We start from the raw sequence: 24,591 nt of genomic DNA on the forward strand, positions 1-24,591 counted from the left end.
TACAAGACCCGGTGGCGCGGAGTTCCGCGAGTTGTGGGCGAGCACTGGGTCATAGCCAAAAGACACGGACGGCACCTGTACCGGCATCCGCTCGCCGCCGGGCCCGGCCAGGGTGTGCACTTCAGCCGGCCGGGCCACGGGGCCCCGTGGCCCGGCCGGCCGGGGCGGTGAAGCGGTCGTTCTTTGCCAACGGGCCGTCACGGGGCGTCGGGTAAGACCGCTGTCACCAGGTACACGGGATGCGTCAGCGCAGATCAGTCCTCTTGGTGCGGGTTAGCGAACAGGTTCGCGTGCGGGCAGCCGCGTGGCTGTCGGGCAGACGGCCGCCTACCGGATGATCCGGACTCTGAAAAGCTCCTAGCCCAGGTCGTCCCACTCCTGGAGCAGGTGGGCCGTGGCCGCCGCAGGGGCCGTGAACGACCAGCGGCCCGGCGGCAGGTCCAGGGCGCAGCCCCCGTCGGCCAGCCTGGTGGTCGGCAGCTGCTCGCTGAGGCCCATGAGGAAGGTGCCGTTGACGGTCATCCCGTCCCACGCGCCGCGTACGGGCAGCACCGCGTGGGCGGTCACGCCCTCCGGGACGGCGAAGGTGAACTGGACCCCGTCGGGCCCGGCCCGCCAGCCCGACTCGACGGTCCCCGACGCGCTCTCGTAGCGGGCGTGCGCCTGGCGCAGCAGCGGGACGGGGCCGGGACGCAGCAGCAGCTCGCCGAAGCCGCCGCCCGTCCCGCGCGGGTCGTCGCCCAGGCCCGCCACGTGCCGGAACAGCCAGTCGCCCACGCAGCCGTAGGCGTAGTGGTTGAAGGAGTTCATGGCCGGCGTCTGCAGGCCGTGCCGGTGGTGCCAGGCGTCCCAGCGCTCCCACATGGTCGTCGCCCCGGCGCGGAGCTGGTAGCGCCAGGACGGATAGCCCTCCTGGTTGAAGATCCGGCACGCCAGGTCGTGGTGGCCGGTCTCCGACAGCACGGGCAGCAGCAGGGGGGTGCCGACGAAGCCCGTCATGAGCCGGTGTCCGTCGGCGCGGACCAGCTCGGCCAGCGCCCGCGCCGACGCGGTCCGGTCCTCGGGCGGGACCAGGTCCCAGGCGAGGGCGACGGCGTAGCCGGTCTGCGTCTCGGTGTGCAGCCTGGGCCCGCTGAGGAAGGCCCGCTGGAAGGCGTCCGACACGCGGGTGAACGCCTCGCCGTACTCCGGCGCGTGCGGCTCGCCGAGCACGTCGGCCACGTGTGCGACCAGGCGGAGGCTGCGGGCGAGGGCGGCGGTGGCGATGAGGCTCTTGGGCGTCTCGACCGTGCCGGGGGCCAGCCAGTCGCCCAGGGCCCTGCCCGGTCTGATGCCGTCCTCGGCCTGGGCCAGGCAGTAGTCGGCCCACCGCCGCATCGGGTCGTACGCGCGGCGCAGCGTGCGGTCGTCGCCGTAGCGCCGCCACAGCAGCCACGGCACCTCGACCAGCGCGTCGGACCACACGGGAGAGTCGTATCCGTACTCGGGCAGGACCGGCGCGACATGCGGGACCGCGCCGTCGGCCCGCTGCCCGTCGATCAGCGTCGTCACCCAGCCGGACAGGAACGCCTGCGTGTGTCGCAGGAAGCTGAGCGTCGAGCCGAACACCGAGATGTCGGCCGTCCAGCCGGTCCGCTCGTCGCGCTGCGGGCAGTCGGTCGGCACGCTCACCAGGTTGCCGTCCGCCGACGCGCCGATGTTGGCGACGAGTTGCCGTACGGCGGGATCGCTCACGGTCAGCGAGCCGGTTACGGCGAGCGCGGAGGACAGCAGCACCGCCTCCAGGTCGCCCGGCGTCAGCGCGCCCGGCCAGCCGGTGACCTCCGCGTAGCGGAACCCGTGCAGGGTGAACGCGGGCTCCACGACGTGCGAGCCGGGGCCGAGGACGAACTCGTCACGCTGGTCCGCGGTGCGCAGGTTGGCGGTGTAGAGCCGCCCGGTCGCGGTCAGCTCCTCCCCGTGCCGCACCACGATCCGTACCGGGCCCGGCGCGTCGACGCGCAGCCGTACGCGCCCGACGACGTTCCGCCCGAAGTCGGCCACCTGGACGCCCGGCGCGGGTTCGGTCACGGACACGGCGGGCACCGTGCCGATCACCCGCACCGGGGGAGCGGGGTCGGCCTCCACCAGGACCTCCGGGGCGGCCGTCGTCCCGGCGGGTCCGACCTGCCCGGAAGGGGCCTGGACGGTCTCGCCCATCACCAGGTCGGCGCGCGGGCGGCCGAGATCCCGCCGGGTCCAGGCCGCGTCCGTGGCGAACACGCGGCGGACCCCGTCGTCGGCCCGCACGAGCACCTGGGCGCTGGCGGCGGGCCGGTCGCCGTAGCGGCGCGGGCCTCCGCCGGCGACGTGACCCGCGTACCAGCCGGGAGCGAGCCACAGCTCCAGCTCGTTCTGGCCGGACACGAGCAGCTCCGTGAGCTCCAGCAGCCGATAGCGCGTCCGGTGGCCGTAGTCGGTCCAGCCGGGGGCCAGCTCCTCCTCGCCCAGCCGTACCCCGTTGAGCAGCGCCCGGTAGACGCCCAGCGCGGTGGCGGCCAGCCAGGCGCGCCCGGGAGCGGGATGCCAGGTGAACGACCCGCGCAGGCTCACCGCCGCCCGAGGGTCGCCCGCCAGCCAGGGGGCGTCCCACCCACCGCGCGCCCGCAGGCCCGTGGTGAACGCGCCGGTCGCCTGCCCTTCCACACTCCATGTGTACGGCGTCAGCGGCGCCAGCCGCTCACCCGGCACGTCCACGACGTGCGATCCGGCGGGCACGGACGACCGCCACACCTCGTGCCCGTCCGAGGACACCACCACGGTGGTCTCCCTGGGCAGCCGGGCGTCCCACGACAGCCGGGGCGACGGCTCGTCCACGCCCACCGGATCCGCCAGGCCGCACGTCAGGCCCGCCCGCGAACCGGGCGGAGCCGGACGGATGTAGGGCGTCTGCGCGCCCGAGACCTGCACTCCGAGCACCCCCGAATCCCGGTTCACGCATCGAGCCCGGTGGTGAAGGCGTTGTGCAGGCCGTCGACGTCGACGCCGGACAGGCTCGGCGCCATCACGTTGATCAGCAGCACGAAGCACGCGTCCTGCTCCGGGTACATCCACCACTGGCACCCCGAGGCGCCGCCGTGCCCGTACAGCCGCCGGTCGAGCAGCCCGGGAGCCGAGTGGCGCAGGTTCCAGGTGAGGCCCCAGTCCTGCCCGGCGTTGACCTGGTCGGGCTGCAGCTTGACCAGGCCCGTCGTCTGCGGGGTCGTCATGGCGGCCAGGGTGGTCGGGTGGATCAGCCGGCGGTCGCCGCGCAGCAGCGCCCCGCCCAGTGCCAGGAGGTCCTCGGCGCGGGAGAACAGCGCGCCCGCCGGGTGGCGGAGCCGTACGAACTTGTCGAAGTCGAAGCCGGGCCCGAGCAGTTCGAGGCCGTGGACCTCGGCCGCGTCGCACGCCGGGTCGAACGTGATCCGCCCGCCGCCCGGCACCAGCGGGTTCAGGTCGGAGTCGATCACGTCGGCCACGTCGCGGCCTGTGACATCGCGGACCATCTCCGCGATCCCGGCGAAGGCCAGGTTGGAGTAGTGGCTGAGCGTGCCCGCCTCGAACATCGACGGCGCGGTGACGAGGTGCTCCACCAGGTCGTCGGGCGTGAGCGTCTGCTCGGCGATGCCGCTGGTGTGGGTGAGCAGGTGCCAGAGCGTCACGTCGGGCCGCGCGAAGTTCGGCAGTACGTCCCGCAGCGGGCGGCGCAGCGACAGCAGCCCGCGCTCGACCTGGCGCAGGGCGGCCAGCCCCAGCAGCGGCTTGGTCACCGAGAACAGCGCGAAGTGGTCCTCGGTCCTGGTCTCTCGGCCGTCGTGCTCGCCGAACGCTTCCAGCACCTGGATCCCGTCGGAGGTGGCGGCGCCGAACACCGCGCACGGCAGCCGCCCCTCCTTGATCTCGCGCCTGACCCAGTCGAGCGCGATGTCGTGAGTGGTCATCCCTTGAGTGCACCTTCCGTAAGACCGGCCAGGACGCGCTTCTGCGCGACGACGTACACCGCCACGAGGGGCAGCGTGGTGAGCAGGACGTGGGCGAAGACGAGGTTCCAGTTCAGGCTCTGCAAGGTGCCGGAGGCGAACTGGAACAGGCTCAGCGGCAGCGTGGCGTTCGCGCTGCCCTGGAGCAGGAAGAGGGCGAAGAAGAAGTCGTTCCAGACGTTGATGATCAGGATCACGCCGCCGACGAACAGCACCGGCCGCAGCAGGGGCAGCAGGATGCGGACGAAGACCTGCGGGCGGGAGGCGCCGTCGATGGCGGCGGCGTCCTCCAGGTCGCGGGGGAACGCCCGGACGAATCCGGTCGCCAGGAAGATCACGATGCCCAGGCGGCAGCCGGTCATCGTCAGCACGTAGCCGAGCGAGCCGCCGTCCAGAGACAGGGCGCGCAGCAGGTAGACGGTCGGGATGATCGACGGCGGCAGCAGGATCGACAGCCCCATCACGAAGTATGCCGCCTGCAGCCACCGCGACCGGCTGCGCCCGAACGCCCACGCCGCCGCCGCGCCGAGCAGCACCACGGCCACCACGATCGGCACGGTCACCTTGAGGCTGTTGACCAGCCCCGTCAGGTAGCCGCCCCGGTCGAGCACGATGCCGTAGTTCTCGGCGATCGCCCACGTCCTGGGCAGGCCGAGGCCCAGCTCGGCGGCCTCGCCCGCGGGTTTGAACGAGTTGACGACCACGAGCCAGACGGGGACGAGCACCCACGGGATCGCGAAGAGCGTCAGCGCCGTGTACTTGAGGACGGCTCTCATCCCGTCACCTCCCTGCGCCGCAGCCACCACACCAGGGGCACGGCGGTGGCGATCACCAGCAGCGTCACGGTGAACCCCAGCGCGCTGGCGGAGCCGAAGAAGCCCTGCCCCCACTGCTGGCGCATCACCACGTTCAGGGCCCGCGTGTGGTCGCCGGGCCCGCCGCCGGTGGTGGCGGCGATCACGTCGTACGCGCTGAGCGCGCCCACCAGCGTGACCGCCACGTTGAAGGTCAGCGCCGGGGCGAGCATCGGGAACACCACCCGCCGCAGCCGGGTCCACGGCCCGGCCCCGTCGACGGTCGCCGACTCCAGCAGCGCCTTCGGGATGGAGTTGAGGCCCGCGATGTAGACGAGGGTGATCAGCCCGCTCCACTTCCACGCGTCGATGAACGCGACCACCACCAGCGCGGTGGACGGTTCGCCCAGCCACGCCCACTCGACGCCGAGGAAGGAGTTGACCGCCCCGTCGGGGGCGAGCAGCCCGCGCCAGATGTATCCGGCGGCCAGCGGCGAGATGAGCGTCGGCAGGAAGAACGCCGAGCGGAAGACGGTGTTGATCCCGCTGGTCCGCTGGAGGGCCAGGGCCAGCGAGAGGCTGACCGTGTTCTGGATCGCCATGCACAGGATCGCGTACAGCACGGTCACGGTGACCGCGTTGGCCAGCAGGTCCTGGTCGATCAGCGTGCGGACGTTCTCCAGCCCGTTCCAGGTGATCTCGGCCCGGAAGCTCGTCCAGGAGGAGAACGCGAACCGGACGTTGAGCAGGAACGGGGCGACGAAGAAGACCGTGACCAGCACGATCGCGGGCAGTGCCCACGGCAGCCAGGCCGCCCTGTTCCGCATCACCATCCGGGCAGTCCTGCCGCCTTGGCCGCCTGCTCGACCTGGCCCTGTAGCTGGGTCGCCGCCTTCTGCGGATCCTTCTGCCCGGCGATCAGCTCGGACATGAGCTGGGCCAGCCCGCCCATGCCGGGGATGTCGGAGTTGAAGGCGATGACCGCGCCGGTGTCGTACGCCTTCTTGACGTCCTGCAGCACGGACGAGACGCCCTGCGGGTCGGGCACGTCCTTGAACACGGGGAAGGTCTTGGACGCGGTGACGTACTCGGCGTAGGCCGGGCCGGTCATGAAGCGCACGAAGTCGAGCGACGCCTTCTCCCGCGCCGCGTCACCGGTCTTGGGCAGGTAGAACGTGCCGATCGGGCCGGGCGCGTAGGTCACGAGCGGCTTGTCGCTCGACAGGCCGACGAAGCCGACGGACTCGTCGACGGTCTTCTGGTCGCCGCCCGCGGCCGCGAGGAGGGCCGGGAGCATGTCGGAGTGCTGGGCGACCATGGCGGCCTCGCCGGTCACGAGGGCCTTCATGGAGTCCTCGAACTTGGCGGTGACGATGTCCTTGTTGAAGCAGCCGTCGGCCTTCAGCTTGGCGTAGGCGGTCAGGCCGGAGACGAAGGGTGAGCCGGCGTCGGCCAGCGTGCTGCTGTGGCCCGCGATGGCCTTGCCGTACGCGTTGGACTGGTTGGCGCCTGCCAGGTAGAGGATGGGCAGGATCTGCACCGGCCAGATCGACCCGCCCGACTCGAAGACCGGCGTGACCCCGGCGGCCTTGAGCTTGGGGCAGGCGGCGGCGAGCTCGGCGAAGTTCGTGGGCGGGGTCAGCCCGGCCGCGGTGAAGACCTTCTTGTTGTAGTAGAGGCCGAAGACCTGGGGGAAGCCGGTGATGGCGGCGTAGACCCTGCCGTTGACGGACCCGGCGGCCTGGTAGAGGTCGCCGGACCTGGCGATGTACGCCTCGCCTGTCAGGTCGCGCAGGTTCTCGGCCGGGTTGAGGGCGAGCAGGCCGCTCACCGTCGCGTGGTACTCCAGGATGTCCGGGCGGTCGCCGGTGGCCCACTTGGTCTGGGTGGTGTCCTCGAAGCCGTCGGACGGGATCGACACGAGCTCGATCTTGTGGCCGGACTGCTTCTCGAACTTCTTGTACATCTCCAGTAGCGGCGCCGGGTCCGCGCTGTTGTGCCAGAGGGTCAGTTTCACCTGACCGGTCCCCTCCGGGGCGGACGACCCGCAGCCGGAGAGGGACAGGGCGAGGACGGCGCCGAGCGCCGCGCCGAGCGGACGAGATGGTGCTCTCACGCCCGTGCTCCTGTTCGTGTGGGGGAGAATTGTGTAGAACGTTCTACGGCAAGGTAGAAACGCCCGTCAAGGGGTGGACCTGAGGAGCGGTAGCGGGCTAGCCTCTGCTCTCAGCAAAGTGTGTAGTTCGTTCTACGAGAACCCAGAAGGACGGCGTGTGACGAGCGGACGGGTGACGATCGCCGATGTGGCCAGACGGGCCGGGGTCTCCACGGCCGCCGTGTCCAAGGTGGTGCGCGGGGCCTACGGCGTGAGCGCGGAGATGCAGAACAAGGTGACGCAGGCCATCGACGAGCTGGGCTACCGCCCGCACGCCGCGGCCCGCGCCCTGCGCGGACGCACCTACACCCTCGGCGTCATGCTCTCGGACACCCGCAACCCGTTCTTCCCCGACATCATCGAGGGCGTCACCGGCCGGCTGGGCGACACCGAGTACCAGGTGCTGCTCGGACCCGGCGGGATCGAGCCCAAGACGCAGGCCAGGATGACCGACGCCATGATCGACCGGAGCATGGACGGGCTCATCCTGATCTCGCCGGTCATGACGGACGCCGAACTCGCCGCCATCGCGACGGCCGTCCCGGTCGTCGTGGTGGGCAGGCACGGCGGCGCCGCGGCCTACGACTCGGTCGTCGACGACGACGTGATGGGGGCGCGGCTCGTGGTCGACCACCTGGTCGGGCTCGGGCACACCCGGATCGCGCACATCACCCACCTGGAGCGGGCCCGCGCCCAGGGACTGCCGCACACGGTGCGCGCCGAAGGCTACCGCCAGGCGATGCGCGCCCACGGACTCGCCGACGACGTGCTGGCCACCTCCTTCACCGAGGAGGGCGGCTTCGAGGGCGCGCGGGAACTGCTCGCGCGCGACGACCGGCCCACCGCGATCTTCGCCGGGGCCGACATCGCGGCGCTCGGCGTGCTGCGCGCCGCCGACGAGGCGGGCCTGTCGGTGCCGGAGGACCTCTCCGTCGCCGGATACGACAACATCGGCATCGCCTCGCTCAAACGCATCTCGCTCACCAGCGTCGACCAGGACGGGCAGGTGATCGGGGCGACCGCCGCGCGCCTGCTCGTCGAACGCATCGAGGGACGCTCACGATCGGTGACGTCGTCGGTGTCGCCCACGCTGATCGTCCGCGGAACCACAGGACCGCCTCGCCGCTGAGAACCGGCCGCACGTCGGGGGACTGTCGCGGACCACGTATTAAAACGATTCGATGGAAGGACCCCCCGTGAGACGACTCGCTCTCCTCGCCCTCCTCCTCCCGCTGGTCGCGCCCGCGCAACCGGCCTCCGCCCAGGCGGCCGCCCTGAGCTGCCCGGTCAGGGTGGACCCCGCCGCGTTCGCCTCCGAGGCCCGCCTGAGCGCCCTGGCCGAGCGGCAGGAGGCGTTCGGCCCCAGGCCGACCGGCTCCACCGCGCACGCCGACTACGTCGACTGGCTGGAGGACGAGATGGCGGCCATCCCCGGCCTCCAGTTCTCCTCCCTGCCCTACGCCATCGACCGCTGGGACAGCCTCGGCACCGGCCTGACCGTCGGCGGTACGGCCGTGCAGGTCGCGGCCCCCGTGCCGTTCTCCTCCTCCACCGGTGCGGGCGGCGTCTCGGCGCCGCTCGTCCACCTGGCCGCGGGGACGAACATCACCGCGGCCAACGCCGCCGGGAAGATCGTCGTCAGGGACCTGCCGTGGACCAACGTGCCCAACCTGCTGTTCTATCCACTTGGCGGCCTCGGATACTCCATGTACGACCCGGCCCTCACGATCAACCCGCTCGCCTCGGAGTCGATGGAGGCCCCGGCCGCGGCCGACGCCGACCTCAAGGCGGCCGCCGCCGCGGGCGCGGTGGGCGTGATCGAGGTCAGCCAGCTCCCGCACGCCCAGATCCAGGGCATGTACGCCCCCTACGAGGGCCTGCCGTACGGCGTGCCGGGCGCGTACGTCGGCGCCGACCAGGGCAAGCAGATCAAGGACGCGCTGGCCGCCGGGCAGCCGGTCCAGGCCGCGCTGACCGTGAACGCCGCCTGGACGCCGACGACGACCCGCACCCTGCTCGCGACGCTTCCCGGCGGGAGCGCCCAGAAGATCGTCGTGGAGAGCCACACCGACGGCATGAGCCCGGTGTGGGACAACGGCCCGCTCACCATGATCGAGATGGCCCGCTACCTATCGTCGCTACCGGTGGAGTGCCGTCCGCGCACCGTGCAGTTCGCGTTCGTGACCGGCCACCTCTACCAGCACCTGACCGGCCCCGACGTCCGCGAGGGCGGCGCGGGTCAGCTCGCCGCCCAGCTCGACGCCGAGTACGACCAGGGCAAGGTCTCCTCCGTCGTCGTGCTCGAGCACCTCGGCGCCAAGCGCTACGACGCGGTCGCCAGGCCGAATGGCCTGCCGGGCAAGCAGCTCGTCGCCAGCCCCACCCTCACCGAACTGCTGCTGGTCCCCGTCAGCGAGAGCACGCCGCTGCGCGAACTGGTCAAGGGCCACATCCAGTACTGGGACGTGAAGCGCACCGCGATCCTCAAGGGCCTGTCGGCGGCCGACCTCGCCACGGTGCCGCACCACTGCAGCTTCGGTGGCGAGGGCACGCCGTACAACCAGCACCTGCTGCCCGTCATCTCGCCCATCGCCGCGCCCAAGACGCTGTTCTCGCCGCAGTTCGGCGCCGAGGCGATCGACCTGCCGGCGATGCGCAAGGCGTCGCTCGCCTTCACCGACGTCGTGCTCGACCTCGGCCCGATGGCCCAGTCGGCCGTCGCGGGCGACGTGACCGCCATGCGCCAGCAGCGCGCCTCCGGCACGCCGGGGTGCGCGTGAGCATAGACAGGAGGACGCTCGTGCGTCGGCACACCATCGCCGACGCCGGGTGTCCGCTCACCGTCGGCAACGGGGAGTTCGCCTTCACCGCCGACGCCACCGGGCTGCAGACCTTCGCGCCGCTGGGCACGCAGGCGCAGTGGGGTTGGCACACGATGCCCAACCCCAAGGGCCACGTGCTGGAGGACGCGTTCACCGACTACGACGGCGTCGGCTATCCGGACCTGTATCCGGCCACCGAGGCGGGCGGCTGGCTGCACGTGAACCCGCACCGCCTGCATCTCGGCCGGATCGGCCTCGACGTCGACGAGGCCGCCCCGCTCGGCCGGTCGGCGCAGGCCCTCGACCTGTGGACCGGCACGCTGTCGAGCTCCTTCGAGCTGGGCGGCCTGCCGTACGAGGTGGAGACGGTCTGTCACCCCGAGCGGGACCTGCTGGCCATCCGCGTCGTGGGCGGCGCGGGGATCAGGATCGCCTTCCCCTACGCCAGCGACGGCTGGCACACCACCGCCGACTGGGACAGACCCGACAGGCACACCACCACGCACGCGCTCACGCGCACGCCGTACGGCTCGCGCTGCGACTTCACCCGCGTCCTGGACGCGGACCGATACCACGTGGCCGCCGAGTGGGCGGGGTCGGCGCGGCTCACGTCGCCCGGCGGTCACGTGTACCTGATCCAGGGCGACGAGCTGGAGCTCGTCGTCGAGTTCGCACGCCACCCCGTCGGCGCGGCCCTCCCGTCCTTCTCCCAGGTCCGTACGGCCGCCGCCGCCCACTGGGAGAGGTTCTGGACGAGCGGTGGAGCGGTGAGCTTCGACGGCAGCACCGACCCGCGAGCGCCCGAGCTCGAACGCCGGGTGGTGCTCTCGCAGTACCTCACCGCGGTCAACTGCGCGGGCTCCACCCCGCCGCAGGAGACCGGCTTGGCCGTCAACTCCTGGAGCGGCAAGTTCCACCTGGAGATGCACTGGTGGCACGCCGCCCACTTCGCCCTGTGGGGCAGGCCCGAGCTGCTGGAGCGGAGCCTGCCGTGGTACCGCTCGATCCTGCCGCGGGCCAGGGCCACGGCCGGACGGCAGGGTTTCCGCGGCGCCCGCTGGCCCAAGCAGGTGGGGCCGGAGGGCAGGGAGAGCCCGAGCGAGATCGGCGCCTTCATCGTCTGGCAGCAGCCGCACCTGATCTACTTCGCCGAGCTGCTCCGCCGGGTCCGCCCGGGGGCGCTGGAGGACTACCGGGACCTGGTGTTCGAGACGGCCGAGTTCATGGCCTCCTTCGCGGGCGGCGGGCATCTGGGGCCGCCGCTGGTCCCGGCGCAGGAGTCCTACTACGAGTCCAGGCGGTCGGTGCGCGATCCCGCGTTCGAGCTGGCCTACTGGTGGTGGGGGCTGGAGACGGCCCAGCGGTGGCGGGGCCTGCTCGGCCTCGACCCCGACCCGGAGTGGGCGCGGGTCCTGCACGGCCTGGCCCGGCCGCTGGTGCGCGACGGCGTCTACGCGGCCATCGGCGTGGAGCCGTACACGATCAGGACCGACCACCCCTCGATGACCGGCGCGCTCGGGTTCGTGCCGCCCACCCCGCTGATCGACCCCGAGACCATGCGGGCCACCCTGCACGACGTGCTCGCCGACTGGGACCTGGAGAGCACCTGGGGCTGGGACTATCCGATGCTCGCCATGTGCGCGGCCAGGCTCGGCGAGCCCGACACCGCCGTGGACGCGCTGCTGATGGACGCCCCGAAGAACACCTACCTGGCCAGCGGCCACAACCACCAGTGGCCCGGCCTGCTGCCCCTCTACCTGCCGGGCAACGGCGGCCTGCTGGCCGCCGTCGCCCACATGGCGGCGGAGGAGTGCTTCCCCGAAGGCTGGCTGGTTCAGGCGGAAGGGGTGGTCGCGATGCCGTGATCGGGGCCGGCGAGCAGGGTGACCGTGTAGTGGTAGAGGTCGCCGGCCGACGACGTCAGAGTGGCGGCGCGGCCCTCACGCACCTCCGAGGCGATGAACTCGGTGATCCCGTAGACGATCAGGCGGGGCACCGCGGCTCGCAGCGGCGGCAGCGAGGGATCCTCCAGCCTGGCCCGCGCGGCCAGCGCCCCGAGCATGTCGAGGAAGGGCCGGTAGGCGGCGTCACGCTGCTCGACGGCCCGCTCGCCCGCCCTCGGCAACTCCACGAAGTACGCCTGCGCGTACTCCGGGCGCTCCTGCCACCACCGCAGGTAGGCGGCCATCCCCAGCCGGAGCGCCTCATTCCAGCGGTCGCCCGCCCCCGACGCGGCCGTGTGGATCGAGTCGATCATCTCGGGCAGGTCGCGCTCGCATCCGGCGAGGAAGCACGCCTCCTTGTCGGCGAACTGGGCGTAGAAGGCGTTGCGCGAGACCCGCGCGGCGGCGATCACGTCCGGCACGCTCGTGGCGGCGTATCCACGCCTCGCGACGAGCCTCAGCATGGCCTCCACGAGGCGGTCCCGCTGGGAGGCGCGCACCGTGTCGGGGGAGAGTCCGTGCCGCCCCCGGGGGAGTGGCCGGACTGCCGGAACTTCCTTCTGTTCATCTCTTGACATCGCTCACCGATCGTACTTCCCTCTCTTTGGAGACGTTCACGTCTCCAAATAATCTACGAGGTGACCATGGAGAACTTCACCCGTCGGCAGGCGTTGCGGGCAGGGGCGCTCGGCCTCATGTCGGCCGGATTCCTGTCGTGGACCGCCGAGGCCAACGCCGCCTCCAGCATCGAGACGATCTACAAGGCAGCGGGTCCGTGGCCGGTCGCCACCGGCACCTCGGGCGGCCACCGGCTCTACTACCCGCAGACCCTGGGCTCGGGCGGCGTCACCCACCCGATCGTCACCTGGGGCAACGGCTCGTGGGCCACCCCCGACAACTATCCGGGACTGCTCAACCACCTCGCCTCGTGGGGCTTCGCGGTGGTCGCCTCCACCGACACGACCACGGGCACCGGCGCCGAGATCCTCGCCGCCGCCCAGCACCTCATCGGCCTCGCCGCCGACCCCGCCAGCGTCTTCCACGGCAAGCTGAACACCGCCCAGGTCGCCGCCGTCGGCCACTCCCAGGGCGCGGGCGGATCCATCAACGCGGCCAACGACTCCGCCGGGCTGATCAAGACCGTCGTGCCGATCGCCGTGCCCGCGCAGTGGATGGCCAGCCCAGGAGACGAGTTCTCCGTCGCCGACCTGACCTGCCCGGTGCTCTTCCTCAGCGGCGCGGACGACTGGCTGATCTCCTCGGCCGCGACCGTGCAGGGCTACTACGACCAGGCCACCGCCGGAGCGGGCCGGGCGCTGCTCAAGGGCGCAGGGCACAACGACGTCCAGAACACCGGCGGGGCCTTCCTCGGCTACGTGACCGCCTGGCTGAGATACCGCCTCCAGGGCGACACCCAGGCTCGCGGGGCGTTCGCCGGCGGCACCGCCGAGCTCCCCACCAACACCGCCTGGCAGAACCAGGCCCTCAAGAACCTCACCTAGGAGAACCACCATGGCGGATCTGACGCGGCGTGGGCTACTCGCCGCCGGCGCGCTCACCCTGCTCGCCGGATGCGGCAAGGACCAGCCTCGGCAGCAGGCCGCGGACGGCAGGCCGCACGGCGAGGTCACCGTCTGGCTGCACGGCTCGCAGGACACCGGCCAACAGTTCCAGGAGCTCGTACACCGCTACATCGCCGAGTTCAAGGTCGACGTGAAGCTGCTCTACCTGCCCGTGGGCCAGCTCGACGCCAAACTGCTGACCGCCTTCAGCGGCGGCGCCCCGCCCGACGTCTTCAAGATCGGCCACTGGAGCTTCCCCGCGCACGCCAAGAAGAAGCGGCTCGCGCCCGTCGACACCAAGGCGCTCTCGCTGCAGGACTACGAGCCGGGCACGACCACCCCGCTCACCTACCAGGACGTGCCCTACGGCGTGCCCGTCGACTTCAACCCCTGCGTGCTCTACTACCGCAAGGACCGGTTCGAGGAGGCCGGACTCGACCCCGACAAGCCCCCGGCGACCTGGGAGGAGGTCGCCGAGTACAGCGCCAGGCTCACCTCCCAGGACCGCAGGCGGGTTGGCCTGCAGTGGCTCTACGGCGACCCGCAGTGGGCCCTCATGACGCTGACCGCCCTCGTCCAGGGCAAGGGCGGCGAGCTCGTCGCGGCGGGCGGCGCGAAGGCGTCGCTGGCCACCGAGCAGGGCATCGACGCCCTGACGTACATGTCGGGGATCGGCAACCCCAAGCTCTCCAACCCGCTGGGCGCGCTCGGCCTGTTCTACTCCGGCGAGGCCGCCATGGTCGTCAGCGGCGCCTTCCTCGGCCCCGCGCTGGAGAAGCTGGGCAAGGACAAGCTCACCTTCGGCAAGCAGTACGGCGTCGCGCCCATGCCCACCTGGGCCGGCGGCCCGCCCGTGGTCCCCGCCTACACCTGGGGCTGGGGCGTGGCCAAGGACTCGCCCAACCAGTTCACCGCCTGGCACCTCGTCAACTACCTGCAGGGCGCCCCGTCGGTGACCGCCAACCTCGACAACGGCATCATCATCCCGACCAAGGGCTGGCGCGACGCCGGGCCGCGCGGCAAGTCCGAGATCATGAAGATCGTCGCCGACAGCCTCCCGCATGTCGACTTCGGCCCGATCATCCCCGGCACCCTCGAACTGGCGAAGGCCGCGGCCGGCGCCGTCGACTCCGTCGCCCACGGCAAGTCGACCCCCGCCCAGGCCGCGGCAACCTTCGACGCCACCGTGCGACCGGCCCTGTGAGCGTGTTCGGCGGGGTCAGAACCCGGCCCCAGGCCACGGCGGGCGTGGCGCTGACCCTCCCGGTGGCCGTCTTCTTCGTCGTGTTCTGGCTCGTCCCGTTCCTGGCCGCCATCTATCTCAGCTTCACCGACTACGAGATGGCGGGGACGCCCAACTGGATCGGCCTGGCCAACTACGAGCGCATGTTCGCCGACCCCGGCTTCCTCAACTCGGCGTGGATAACCGTCGTCTACACGGTCTGCACGGTCGTCCCGACGATCGTGCTGGCCCTGCTGGTGGCCGTGCCGCTGAGCAGGCCGGGACGGCTCAACCGCCGGCTCAGAGCGCTCGTCATGATTCCGGCCGTGATGCCGCTCGCCGCCACGTCCATGGTCTGGGTGATCATCTACTCCGACCGCGGTATGGCTAACACCCTCCTCGGCCTGGTCGGGATCGATCCGCAGTCCTGGCTGACCAGCTCCGACCTGGCCATCTGGGCCCTGGTCGTGATGGTCGTCTGGAAGAGCATGGGGCTGTTCGTGATCATCCTGACCGCCGGGCTGCAGGCGCTGCCCGGCGAGGTGTACGAGGCCGCCGCCATCGACGGCTCGGGGGCGGTGACCACGTTCACCCGGATCACGCTCCCGCTGCTGCGCAGGACCCTGCTGTTCGTCCTGGTCATCTCGGTGGCCGGATCGATGCAGGCGTTCGTGCCCGCCTTCCTGCTCACCGGCGGCGGGCCCGCCGACGCCACCCAGGTGCTGCCGTACTACATCTGGGCCAACGCCTTCCCCTACGAGCACATGGGCTACGCCGCCGCGATGGGCATGGTGCTGCTCGCCGCCATGGTGATCGTCTCGGCGCTGCAGTTCGGGTTCCTGAAGGGAGGCGACGAATGAGAGCGGGAACGATCCTGCGCACCGTCTGGCTGATCGTCGCGGTCGGGTTCATGCTGCTGCCGGTCTACGCCATGCTCGTCGTCGCCTCGGCTCCCGACGACACCGACCTGCGCGGGCTGGTCTTCAACGGCTTCCACCTGCCCGAGAACATCGGGCTGCTGTTCGGCGAGGGCAACCTGCCCACCTACCTGCGCAACAGCCTCATCCTGTGCGTCGGCACCGGCGTCCTGGACGTGATCTTCTCGGCCGCCGCCGGATACGCGATGGCCCAGCTGTCCTTCCCCGGCCGCCGCGTCCTGTTCGCGCTGGTGATCGGCACGCTCGCGCTCACCCCGATGGTCCTGGTCATCCCCGTCTTCCTCATCGTGAAAGAGCTCGGCTGGGTCAACACCTTCCAGGGCATGATGGTGCCCGGCATGATCAGCGCGTTCGGCGTCTTCCTGGTGCGGCAGTTCGCCCTCGGCATCCCGAAGGAACTGCTGCTGGCCGCGCGGGTCGACGGCGCGGGGGAGTTCCGCATCTTCGCGCGCATCGCCGCGCCGCTGCTCAAGCCCGCGCTCATCACCCTGTTCCTCGTGCATTTCCTGGCACAGTGGGACAACCTGCTCTGGCCGCTGATCGTGGCCAACGAGCCGGAGCTGTGGCCATTGCCGGTGGGACTGGCCAACTTCCAGAGCGAGGTCGGCTTCAACTATCACCTGACCACCGCCGCGGCACTGGTCACCGCCGTGCCACCGTTCATCCTGATGGTGGCGCTGCAGCGCTACTACGTGGCGGGGCTCACCTTCGGAGGGCTGAAACGATGATCCCGGACACCGCGCGGATGATGGAGTGGATCGAGACGGTCACCTCGCGGGGCATCAGGCGTCCCGGCTACCCGGCCGACGACTGGACCGCCGCGTGGGCCGCCGAGCGCTTCACCGAGTTCGGGCTCCACGACGTACGGCTGGCGCCGGTCGAGCTGCCCGTCTGGCGGCCGGTGACGGCGGCCCTGGTGGTGCGCCTGGACGCCGACCCGTCGAGAGCTGTGCGGGTGGCGGCGTCCGCCCTGCCGTACACCACGCCGAAGGCGATCGTGAGCGCGCCGGTCAGCCGCGAGGTCGTGCCGGGCGCGATCGTCGTGCCCGAGTACACCTTCACCGAGCTGCCGCAGTCCTACCTCAGGGACCTGGCGACGGCCGTGCACGATCCCGAGGGCGTCTTCGACGAGCTGGTCCAGACGCTGCCGTTCCAGCTCGACTACCTCGACGTCATCCAGGGCGTCATGGACGGCGGCGCCGCCGCCTTCGCGGGGGCGCTGACCGGGGTGCCGTGGGAGACACGCGACTACTACGTGCCCTACGACGCCGTGCACCGCGACATCCCGGCCGTCTGGCTGTCGGGCGGCGACTCGCGGCGGGTGCTCGACCTGGTCGACGAAGGCCCCTGCACGGGCACGCTCACCGTCGAGTCGGAGACGGGCCCGGCCGTCTCGCACAACGTGATCGGCACGCTCCCCGGCCGCTCCGACCAGTGGGTGATCATCGGCTCGCACCACGACGCGCCCTGGGCCTCGGCCGTCGAGGACGCCTCGGGGATCGCGCTGGTGCTGGCCGCCGCCCAGTACTGGGCGGGCGTGCCCGAGCGGGACCGGCCGCACAACCTGATCTTCCTGCTGACCGCAGGTCACATGGCGCACGCCGCAGGCACCCGGGCCTTCATCGAGGAGAACCGCGGCCTGCTGGGCGACGTCGTACTCCAGCTCCACCTGGAGCACGCCGCCCGGCGGTGCGTGGTCGTGGACGACGAGCTGGTGCCCACCGGCGACCCCGAACCCGGCTGGTGGTTCACCACCAGGGAGCCGGAGCTGGAGAGCCTGGTGGCGGCGGCCCTCGTCGCGGAGGACCTGAGACGCTCGTTCGTGCTGCCGCCGGAGGTGTTCTCCCCGATGCCGCCCACCGACGGGGCCTTCTTCCACCCCGAAGGGGTGCCGCTCGTGCACTTCCTGTCGGCTCCCATGTACCTGTTCGACTCGGCCGACACCCTCGACAAGGTGCACGAGGCCGGCCTTGAGCCGCTCACCCGGGCGGCGATCAGAATCGTCGAAGGGACGGCCGGATGGCGCCGCGCATGATCGTGCGAACCACTGCCGGGCTGGTCGAGGGCAGGGCCGAGGAGGGCGTGCTCGCCTTCCTCGGCGTGCCGTACGCCGCCCCGCCCTTCGGCGAGCACCGCTTCGGCGCGCCCGTCCCGCCACCCGCGTGGGACGGCGTACGGCCCGCCGTCACGCGGGGCCCTGCCGCCCCGCAGGCGGCCGGTGAGGACATCGGCCTGTACGCGCCCGACGTCTTCGAGGTCGGCGAGGACTGCCTCAACCTCGACGTGCGCACCCCCGAGATCGGCCGGGCCGGGCTGCCCGTCCTGGTCTGGATCCACGGTGGCGCGTTCTCCGTCGGCGGCAACGGGGCGGCCTGGCACCAGGGCACCCGCTTCGCCCGCGACGGCGTGGTCTGCGTGGCCATCAACTACCGGCTCGGCTTCGAGGGTTTCCTGGCCCTGGAGGACGCCCCGCTCAACCGGGGCGTCCTCGACTGGCTGGCCGCGCTGGAGTGGGTACGCGACAACATCGCGGCCTTCGGCGGCGACCCCGGCAACGTGACGATCGCCGGGCAGTCGGCGGGCGCCGCCGCCGTCGCCACCCTGCTGACGATGCCCCGCGCCGAAGGGCTGTTCCGGCGCGCGATCGTGATGAGCGGCTCGGCCAACCTGGTCGCCACCGAGCAGGAGGCGCGCGACTACGCCAAGACGCTCGCCATCCGGCTGGGGACCGACCCGACCAGGTCCTCCTTCGCCGGGCTGGCCCCGGAGGCGCTCGTCGCCGAACAGCCGCCGCCGCTGACCGGCGACTCCGGCGGGCTGAACGAGTCGGTGCCGGTCAAGCCGGTCGTCGACGGCGACCTGATCCCGGCCGTCCCGCTGGCCGCCCTGCGCGCGGGCGCGAGCGGCCACCTTCCGCTGCTGGTCGGCTGCACCTCCCAGGAGGCCGACGTGTTCGTCCGCCGGCTGGCCGCCGGCCTCGACGAGGCCGCCGCGCAGGCCGCGCTCGACCACCTCGGCGTCCAGGTCGACGGACCTGGCCTCACTCCCGCCGAGCGCGTCGGACGCGCCTTCACCCAGCACCTGTTCACCCGCGAGACGCGCTGGATCCGCGAGGCCAGGCCCACTTACGCCTACGAGTTCCGGTGGGAGTCGCCCGTCGAGAGCCCGGTCGGCGGCGGACGCGTGGGCGCGGTGCACAATCTCGACCTGCCCTTCGTCTTCGACGTGCTCGACGCGCCCGGCGTCGAACGCACCGCAGGGCCAGGCGCGCCGCAGGCCCTGGCCGACGCGATGCACGCCGCCTGGGTGCGTTTCGCCCGCACCGGCGATCCCGGCTGGCCACTCGGGCACACCATGGTCTTCAATGAACTCACCGACCGGAGGTTGTGACATGCAGTCCTACTCGAGCGCGGTGGCGCCGACCCCGCTGCTGGGCGAGACCATCGGCGACAACTTCGAGCGGACCGTGCGGCGCTTCGGCGACCGCGAGGCACTCGTCGACGTGCCCTCCGGTCGTCGCTGGACCTACGCCGAGCTCGACGCCGACGTGAACCGGCTGGCCCTAGCGCTCCTCGCCTCCGGCATCGCCAAGGGCGACCGGATCGGCATCTGGGCGCCCAACTGCGCCGAATGGATGATCGTCCAGTACGCCACCGCGAAGGTCGGCGCGATCCTGGTCAACGTCAACCCCGCCTACCGTGGCCACGAGCTCGACTACGTCGTCAGGCAGTCGGGCCTGCGCCTGCTCATCAGCGCGCTCACGCACAAGGGCAGCGACTACCGCGCGATGGTCGAGGAGATCGGGTTCGCCGACGTCGTCTACCTGGGCGACCCCGGCTGGGACCGGCTGCTGGCGCTGACCGTCCCCGAGGAGCGGCTGCGCGAGCGCATGGCGTCGCTGAGCGCCGACGACGCGATCAACATCCAGTACACCTCCGGCACGACCGGCTTCCCCAAGGGCGCCACGCTCTCGCATCACAACATCCTCAACAACGGGTTCTTCGTCGGCGAGCTCATCCACTACGACGAGCACGACAGGGTGTGCCTGCCGGTGCCCTTCTACCACTGCTTCGGCATGGTGATGGGCAACCTCGGAGCCACCTCCCACGGCGCGTGCGTGGTCATCCCCGCGCCCGGCTTCGACCCCGAGGCGACGCTGCGGGCCGTACAGCAGGAACGATGCACCTCCCTGTACGGCGTGCCGACCATGTTCATCGCCGAGCTCGCCCTCGCGGGGCAGTACGACCTGTCCAGCCTGCGCACCGGCATCATGGCGGGCTCGCCCTGCCCTGTCGAGGTGATGAAGCGCGTCGTCACCGAGATGAACATGGCCGAGGTCGCCATCTGCTACGGCATGACCGAGACCTCGCCCGTCTCCACCATGACGAGGTCCGACGACAGCCTGGAGCGCCGCACCGAGACCGTCGGACAGGTGATGCCGCACGTCGAAGTCAAGATCACGCACCCGGAGACCGGGCTGACCGTGCCGCGCGGCGAGCCCGGCGAGCTGTGCACGCGCGGTTACTCGGTGATGCTCGGCTACTGGAACGAGCCGGAGCGCACGGCCGAGGCCATCGACGCCGCCCGCTGGATGCACACCGGCGACCTGGCCACCATGGACGCCGACGGTTACGTCAACGTGGTCGGCCGGATCAAGGACATGGTCATCAGGGGCGGCGAGAACCTCTACCCGCGCGAGGTCGAGGAGTTCCTCTACCGCCACCCCGACATCGCCGACGTGCAGGTGATCGGCGTGCCCGACGAGAAGTACGGCGAGGAGCTCATGGCCTGGGTCGTCATCCGCCAGGGCGGCACACCCCTGACCGCCGAGGCCGTCAGGGAGTTCTGCGCCGGCAAGCTCGCCCACTACAAGATCCCGCGCTACGTCCACGTCGTCGACGGGTTCCCGATGACGGTCACCGGCAAGATCCGCAAGGTCGAGATGCGCGAGGAGGGCGTGCGCCTGCTCGGGCTCGGCTAGGAGCCGTCCAGAGTCCGGATCATGTGGTCGAGGTGAGAAGCTTCAGCCACATGATCGAGCCTCGGAGGTGGGGCCCCGCGGCCACCGCAGCAGGGCGGGCACCAGGCCGGCGGGCGGCCGGTGCGTGCCGACGGGGCGGTGCTCAGGTGGGCGACTGGGCCTGGTGGCGGCAGAAGAGACGTGACCTGGCTGGGATTCGCGCCGCTGCTGAAGTTCTACGAGATCGAGGGCCGCCTCTCCCGGCCGGTGCGCGGGGAGCGGGCAAGAGCCAGCCCGCCGAGGACCATGGCGATCAGCCCCACCACCAGGGCTATGAAGCCCCCGACTATTCCGTAGCCGGTGCCGGGACCACCATCGGCGGCGGCCACGACCAGCCCGCCGATGACCATGCCGGCCAGCCCCGCCACCAGGGCCACGATGGCCCCCCTTCGCCCGGTGCCGGTACCGATACGACCGGCGGAGCGGGCCAGAGCCAGCCCGCCGATGATCACGCCGGCCAGCCCCACCAGCGCGGCCACCAAGGACCACAGACGCCCCGCGGTCAAGGTGTAGGCACTGGTGGGGGCCGGCTGGACCCAGGCGTACGCGGCCGCCGGTTCGGCAAGCTCGAAACCTCCGATCAGGACGGCTACGGCCACGGCAAGCACAGATCGGACTGACATGAGGTGCTCCTTCTCCTCTTACGACTGGAAGTCACCTGATCATGTCCGCCGGCCCCGCCGCCGGTCGTCCAGCGGACGCAGGCACTTCGCGCTGCCGCCGATGCCGTACCCGGTTGCTGCGGATGTCGCAGGCGCCGCGAAGGTACCGCGTGTGCGGTAGGCGGCTGATCATTCGTGCGCAGGAGTCACCCGCGCGAACATCTGGCTAAGGTGCGCGCATGAGCACAGGACGGTCCGGTCTCCGGGCAGATGTCAGAGACTGGGGGATCGCCGTCGGCGTGGCGGCGACGCTGCTGGTCACCGGGATGTCCGGACAGAACTCCAGCACGAGGCTCGACCTGTTCGGCTACGCGCTGCTGGCGGGCGGCGGTTTGGTGCTGGCCGCGCGTCGCCGGGCCCCGGTTCCCGTCCTGGCCGCCACCGGGCTGTGCGCGGCGGGTTACCAGGCGGCCGGTTTCGACGTGCCTGCCGTCGCGTACCTGTTCGCGGTGTACACAGCCGTGCGGGCGGGACACCGCACCATCACGGTGGCGGCGAGCGTGATCATGCTGGCCGTTCTCCCCCTCGCGGCCCTGGCCTCGGGCCTGCACGACACGGGCGAGGCGTTCGCGCAGGCCCGAGGCGCCCTCGAGCTGGCCTGGCTGATCGCGGCCGGCGCCGCCGGTGAAGCGCTGCGGCAGGCCGAGCGGCGGGCGGACGAAGCCGAGCGCACCCGGGAGGAGACCGCGCGGCGCCGCGCCGACGAGGAGCGGCTGCACATCGCGCGGGAGCTGCACGATTCGCTCACCCACCAGATCTCCGTCATCAAGGTGCAGGCCGAAGTCGCCGTCCACGTGGCCCGCAGGCGTGGCGAACAGGTGCCGGAGGCCCTGCTGGCGATCCAGGAGGCCGGCCGGGAGGCGATGCGGGAGCTGCGCGCAACCCTGCAGGCGCTGCGCGACGACGACACGACCCCGCCGCGTGGGCTCGACCACGTCCCGGAACTGGTGGAGCGGGCTCGGACGACCGGCCTGGACGCGACGCTGACGATCGAGGGACAACGACACGACGTGTCGGCCGCGGTGGACCGGACCGCCTACCGGATCGTTCAGGAGTCGCTCACCAACATCGCCCGGCACGCCGCCGCCGCTACCGCGTCGGTCCGGATCGACCACCGCCCCGACGCCCTGGTCATACGGGTCGAGGACGACGGCAAGGCCACGTCGGACACCGCGGCGGTGCCCGGCGTCGGGCTGCTCGGGATGCGCGAACGGGTCACCGCCCTCGGCGGTCGCCTGCGGGCGGCACCGCGCAGCGAGGGCGGCTTCACCGTCCAGGCCGAACTCCCTGTGGACCGAACGTCATGATCCGTGTCCTGCTGGTCGACGACCAGCTGCTCCTTCGCAGCGGATTCCGCGCGCTCCTCGACCTCGAAGACGACATCGAGGTGGTGGCCGAGGCCGGCGACGGGAAGGAGGGCCTGGCACTGGCCAGGGAACATCTGCCCGACGTCGCTCTCATCGACATCCAGATGCCGGTCATGGACGGCATCGAGGCGACCCGGCGCATCGCCGCGGACCCGGCCCTGGCCGGGGTGCACGTCGTCATCCTGACCAACTACGGCTTGGACGAGTACGTCTTCGACGCGCTGCGCGCCGGCGCGGCCGGATTCCTCGTCAAGGACATCGTGCCGGAAGACTTCCTGCACGCCGTACGCGTCGCCGCGCGGGGCGACGCCCTGCTCGCACCGTCGATCACCCGCCGGCTGATCAACCGGTATGTCACCCAGCCGCTCAACGCCGGCACCGGCACCGGGCTGGAAGAACTGACCAACCGCGAGCGCGAGGCCGTGGCCCTGGTCGCGCAGGGCCTGTCCAACGACCAGATCGCCGACCGCATGGTGATCAGCCCGCTGACCGCGAAAACCCACATCAACCGAGCCATGATCAAGCTCCACGCCCGCGACCGCGCCCAACTCGTGGTTCTCGCCTACGAATCCGGCCTGGTGGCCCCGCGCGACTCCTGACATCCACGGCCCGGGTGCAGGCCTGCCCGCCGATGATCCTCTTACCGAACGTCCTCGCGAGCCTCACAAGCCACGCATCAGGATCAACTCGATGTAGGTTCTGGGTTTGTGTGGGTCGACCTGCGTAGGAAAGGCACCGGTTTCAGATGAGCCCACAACCGCCCGGACGGAACGACCCCCCGAACAACCCGGGCGACCGGGACCGGAAAGCAGCCCGGCGCCGCCTGTGGGAGGTGACGCTGGTATTCCTCAAACTGGGCACGATCGCCTTCGGCGGCCCGGCCGCGCATACCGCGATGATGCGCGACGAACTGGTGCGCCGCCGCGGCTGGGTCAGCGACCAGCGGTTCGTGGATCTGATGGGCGCCACCAACCTCATCCCCGGCCCCAACTCCACTGAACTGGCCATCCACCTGGGCTACGACCGGGCCCGTCGGCGCGGCCTGATCGTTGCCGGTGTGTGCTTCATCCTCCCGGCCGCGCTCATGGTCACCGCCCTGGCCTGGGCATATGTCACCTACGGCCACACCCCTGCGGTCGAGGGCATCTTGTACGGCATCGTCCCGGCGGTGATCGCGATCATCGCGCACGCCCTGTTCGGCCTGCTCCGCACCGTCATCAAGAACGTCTGGCTCGGCGCGCTGGCGATCGCCGCCCTGGCCGCCTATCTGCTGGGTGTCGACGAACTGCTGATCCTGGCCGCCGGCGCCTTGCTGGCCGCCGCCACCCGGCTGGCCCGCCGGCTGCGCCGCGACTCCTCCCAGGGGGTGCTGGCCGTATCCCTGCTCGGCCTCGGCGGCTCCCCGGTCTTCCCCGATCCCACCGGAGGGCAGCTGGCGCAGTTGTTCTTCACCATGCTGAAGATCGGCTCCGTGCTGTACGGCAGCGGATACGTGCTGTTGGCCTTCCTGCGCGGCGACTTCGTCGACCGGCTCGGCTGGGTCACCAACCAGCAGCTCATCGACGCCGTCTCCATCGGCCAGGTCACCCCCGGCCCGGTCTTCACCACCGCCACCTTCCTCGGCTATCTCGTCGCCGGCCCCATCGGCGCGTTCCTGGCCACCGTCGCGATCTTCCTGCCCTCATTCCTCTTCGTCGGCCTGCTCACCAAACTCACCGACAAGCTCCGTTCCAGCGACTGGACCTCCGCCCTGCTGGACGGCCTCAACGCCGCCGCGCTCGCGCTCATGGCCGGAGTGTCGTTCCAGCTCGGCCAGAGCGCGATCATCGACTGGCTCACCACCGCCATCGCCCTCATCGCCTTGGTGCTGCTGTGGAAGACCAAGCTCAACAACGCCTGGCTGATCACCGGCGGCGCCGCCATCGGCCTGGCCCACACCCTGCTCACCTGACACCGAGAGAGCCGCCGTGTGACCCGGGCGCGTTATCCGGTACATGGACGGCCCAGCAAGATCCGATGTGGGTTCTGGGCTTATGCGGGTCGGACCCCGATCTGGCCGACACCCCCGCCGCGGCCCTGCTGCGCGAGCTGGGTCCAGGAAACTT

Annotated in this window: 20 protein-coding genes; 13 read left to right on the top strand and 7 right to left on the bottom strand. The window is 71.3% G+C overall.

Translation table 11 applies throughout. The features are described 5' to 3' along the window. Window positions 1-357: 357 nt before the first annotated feature. Genes ACZ6R6_RS38100 through ACZ6R6_RS38120 form a run of 5 tightly spaced genes read right to left on the bottom strand, consistent with a single transcriptional unit; the run spans window position 358 to window position 6,911 of the window. A complete protein-coding gene (locus ACZ6R6_RS38100) occupies window positions 358-2,976 on the bottom strand; it encodes a family 78 glycoside hydrolase catalytic domain (RefSeq protein ID WP_470101798.1) in 2,619 nt (872 codons plus the stop codon). Continuing rightward, window positions 2,973-3,962: a serine hydrolase domain-containing protein gene (locus tag ACZ6R6_RS38105; RefSeq protein WP_470101800.1), complete on the bottom strand. Its 990-nt coding sequence runs from the start codon at window positions 3,960-3,962 to the stop codon at window positions 2,973-2,975. The genes ACZ6R6_RS38100 and ACZ6R6_RS38105 overlap by 4 nt, the downstream gene beginning before the upstream one ends. Further along, window positions 3,959-4,777 (bottom strand): carbohydrate ABC transporter permease, encoded by an 819-nt coding sequence (locus ACZ6R6_RS38110; RefSeq protein ID WP_306866018.1) that lies wholly within the window; start codon window positions 4,775-4,777, stop codon window positions 3,959-3,961. The genes ACZ6R6_RS38105 and ACZ6R6_RS38110 overlap by 4 nt, the downstream gene beginning before the upstream one ends. Next, entirely contained in the window at window positions 4,774-5,628 is an 855-nt protein-coding gene (locus tag ACZ6R6_RS38115; RefSeq protein ID WP_470101802.1) for a carbohydrate ABC transporter permease, read from the bottom strand. The genes ACZ6R6_RS38110 and ACZ6R6_RS38115 overlap by 4 nt, the downstream gene beginning before the upstream one ends. Next, window positions 5,622-6,911, bottom strand: coding sequence for an ABC transporter substrate-binding protein (locus ACZ6R6_RS38120; RefSeq protein WP_470101804.1), 1,290 nt, complete (start codon window positions 6,909-6,911; stop codon window positions 5,622-5,624). The genes ACZ6R6_RS38115 and ACZ6R6_RS38120 overlap by 7 nt, the downstream gene beginning before the upstream one ends. A gap of 157 nt (window positions 6,912-7,068) precedes the next feature. Between ACZ6R6_RS38120 and ACZ6R6_RS38125 the strand changes: the two genes are divergently transcribed. The 3 genes from ACZ6R6_RS38125 to ACZ6R6_RS38135 all read left to right on the top strand — a co-directional run bounded on the left by ACZ6R6_RS38125 (window position 7,069) and on the right by ACZ6R6_RS38135 (window position 11,637). Further along, window positions 7,069-8,079 (top strand): LacI family DNA-binding transcriptional regulator, encoded by a 1,011-nt coding sequence (locus ACZ6R6_RS38125; protein WP_470101805.1) that lies wholly within the window; start codon window positions 7,069-7,071, stop codon window positions 8,077-8,079. Window positions 8,080-8,146: 67 nt separating this feature from the next. Then, entirely contained in the window at window positions 8,147-9,730 is a 1,584-nt protein-coding gene (locus tag ACZ6R6_RS38130) for a hypothetical protein (RefSeq protein WP_470101806.1), read from the top strand. 20 nt (window positions 9,731-9,750) lie between these two features. After that, a complete protein-coding gene (locus ACZ6R6_RS38135) occupies window positions 9,751-11,637 on the top strand; it encodes a hypothetical protein (RefSeq protein WP_470101807.1) in 1,887 nt (628 codons plus the stop codon). Here ACZ6R6_RS38135 and ACZ6R6_RS38140 read toward each other — a convergent pair. Continuing rightward, window positions 11,607-12,179: a TetR/AcrR family transcriptional regulator gene (locus ACZ6R6_RS38140; protein WP_470101808.1), complete on the bottom strand. Its 573-nt coding sequence runs from the start codon at window positions 12,177-12,179 to the stop codon at window positions 11,607-11,609. The two genes, ACZ6R6_RS38135 and ACZ6R6_RS38140, sit on opposite strands and share 31 nt — an antisense overlap. A gap of 180 nt (window positions 12,180-12,359) precedes the next feature. Here ACZ6R6_RS38140 and ACZ6R6_RS38145 point away from each other — a divergent pair, with 180 nt between their 5' ends. Genes ACZ6R6_RS38145 through ACZ6R6_RS38175 form a run of 7 tightly spaced genes read left to right on the top strand, consistent with a single transcriptional unit; the run spans window position 12,360 to window position 20,418 of the window. Continuing rightward, the gene (locus ACZ6R6_RS38145) at window positions 12,360-13,217 is read left to right on the top strand and encodes a poly(ethylene terephthalate) hydrolase family protein (RefSeq protein ID WP_470101841.1); all 858 of its coding nucleotides are present in this window, start codon (window positions 12,360-12,362) and stop codon (window positions 13,215-13,217) included. Between the two features lie 10 nt (window positions 13,218-13,227). Continuing rightward, a complete protein-coding gene (locus ACZ6R6_RS38150; RefSeq protein ID WP_470101809.1) occupies window positions 13,228-14,481 on the top strand; it encodes an ABC transporter substrate-binding protein in 1,254 nt (417 codons plus the stop codon). Beyond that, window positions 14,478-15,359, top strand: a complete 882-nt coding sequence (locus tag ACZ6R6_RS38155) for a carbohydrate ABC transporter permease (protein WP_470101810.1) — start codon at window positions 14,478-14,480, stop codon at window positions 15,357-15,359. Before ACZ6R6_RS38150 ends, ACZ6R6_RS38155 begins: the two co-directional genes overlap by 4 nt. Then, window positions 15,356-16,165 (top strand): carbohydrate ABC transporter permease, encoded by an 810-nt coding sequence (locus ACZ6R6_RS38160; RefSeq protein WP_470101811.1) that lies wholly within the window; start codon window positions 15,356-15,358, stop codon window positions 16,163-16,165. Before ACZ6R6_RS38155 ends, ACZ6R6_RS38160 begins: the two co-directional genes overlap by 4 nt. After that, entirely contained in the window at window positions 16,162-17,472 is a 1,311-nt protein-coding gene (locus ACZ6R6_RS38165; protein ID WP_470101812.1) for a M28 family metallopeptidase, read from the top strand. Before ACZ6R6_RS38160 ends, ACZ6R6_RS38165 begins: the two co-directional genes overlap by 4 nt. Then, window positions 17,469-18,827 (top strand): carboxylesterase/lipase family protein, encoded by a 1,359-nt coding sequence (locus ACZ6R6_RS38170; protein ID WP_470101813.1) that lies wholly within the window; start codon window positions 17,469-17,471, stop codon window positions 18,825-18,827. Before ACZ6R6_RS38165 ends, ACZ6R6_RS38170 begins: the two co-directional genes overlap by 4 nt. A gap of 1 nt (window position 18,828) precedes the next feature. Then, the gene (locus ACZ6R6_RS38175) at window positions 18,829-20,418 is read left to right on the top strand and encodes an AMP-binding protein (RefSeq protein ID WP_470101814.1); all 1,590 of its coding nucleotides are present in this window, start codon (window positions 18,829-18,831) and stop codon (window positions 20,416-20,418) included. A 215-nt stretch (window positions 20,419-20,633) separates the two neighbouring features. Here ACZ6R6_RS38175 and ACZ6R6_RS38180 read toward each other — a convergent pair whose 3' ends face one another. Further along, on the bottom strand, window positions 20,634-21,080 hold the full coding sequence (locus ACZ6R6_RS38180; RefSeq protein ID WP_470101815.1) for a DUF6223 family protein: 447 nt from the start codon (window positions 21,078-21,080) through the stop codon (window positions 20,634-20,636). Between the two features lie 218 nt (window positions 21,081-21,298). Here ACZ6R6_RS38180 and ACZ6R6_RS38185 point away from each other — a divergent pair, with 218 nt between their 5' ends. From ACZ6R6_RS38185 to chrA, 3 genes are all read left to right on the top strand, one after another. Further along, window positions 21,299-22,426 carry a sensor histidine kinase gene (locus ACZ6R6_RS38185; RefSeq protein WP_470101816.1) on the top strand — a complete coding sequence of 376 codons (1,128 nt, stop codon included), beginning with the start codon at window positions 21,299-21,301 and terminating at the stop codon, window positions 22,424-22,426. Further along, a complete protein-coding gene (locus ACZ6R6_RS38190) occupies window positions 22,423-23,085 on the top strand; it encodes a response regulator (RefSeq protein WP_470101817.1) in 663 nt (220 codons plus the stop codon). Before ACZ6R6_RS38185 ends, ACZ6R6_RS38190 begins: the two co-directional genes overlap by 4 nt. A 233-nt stretch (window positions 23,086-23,318) precedes the next feature. Next, on the top strand, window positions 23,319-24,437 hold the full coding sequence (chrA, locus tag ACZ6R6_RS38195; protein WP_470101818.1) for a chromate efflux transporter: 1,119 nt from the start codon (window positions 23,319-23,321) through the stop codon (window positions 24,435-24,437). The last annotated feature ends 154 nt before the right edge of the window (window positions 24,438-24,591 follow it).

This window comes from Streptosporangium sp. NPDC048886 (genome assembly GCF_055586905.1).

Bases quoted from the DNA above. Each gene is read 5' to 3' on its own strand.
- ACZ6R6_RS38105 (WP_470101800.1), bottom strand. From the start codon at position 3,962: ATGACCACTCACGACATCGCGCTCGACTGGGTCAGGCGCGAGATCAAG.
- ACZ6R6_RS38110 (WP_306866018.1), bottom strand. From the start codon at position 4,777: ATGAGAGCCGTCCTCAAGTACACGGCGCTGACGCTCTTCGCGATCCCG.
- ACZ6R6_RS38115 (WP_470101802.1), bottom strand. From the start codon at position 5,628: ATGGTGATGCGGAACAGGGCGGCCTGGCTGCCGTGGGCACTGCCCGCG.
- ACZ6R6_RS38140 (WP_470101808.1), bottom strand. From the start codon at position 12,179: ATGCTGAGGCTCGTCGCGAGGCGTGGATACGCCGCCACGAGCGTGCCG.
- ACZ6R6_RS38145 (WP_470101841.1), top strand. From the start codon at position 12,360: ATGGAGAACTTCACCCGTCGGCAGGCGTTGCGGGCAGGGGCGCTCGGC.
- ACZ6R6_RS38150 (WP_470101809.1), top strand. From the start codon at position 13,228: ATGGCGGATCTGACGCGGCGTGGGCTACTCGCCGCCGGCGCGCTCACC.
- ACZ6R6_RS38160 (WP_470101811.1), top strand. From the start codon at position 15,356: ATGAGAGCGGGAACGATCCTGCGCACCGTCTGGCTGATCGTCGCGGTC.
- ACZ6R6_RS38165 (WP_470101812.1), top strand. From the start codon at position 16,162: ATGATCCCGGACACCGCGCGGATGATGGAGTGGATCGAGACGGTCACC.
- ACZ6R6_RS38170 (WP_470101813.1), top strand. From the start codon at position 17,469: ATGATCGTGCGAACCACTGCCGGGCTGGTCGAGGGCAGGGCCGAGGAG.
- ACZ6R6_RS38175 (WP_470101814.1), top strand. From the start codon at position 18,829: ATGCAGTCCTACTCGAGCGCGGTGGCGCCGACCCCGCTGCTGGGCGAG.
- ACZ6R6_RS38180 (WP_470101815.1), bottom strand. From the start codon at position 21,080: ATGTCAGTCCGATCTGTGCTTGCCGTGGCCGTAGCCGTCCTGATCGGA.
- ACZ6R6_RS38185 (WP_470101816.1), top strand. From the start codon at position 21,299: ATGAGCACAGGACGGTCCGGTCTCCGGGCAGATGTCAGAGACTGGGGG.
- ACZ6R6_RS38190 (WP_470101817.1), top strand. From the start codon at position 22,423: ATGATCCGTGTCCTGCTGGTCGACGACCAGCTGCTCCTTCGCAGCGGA.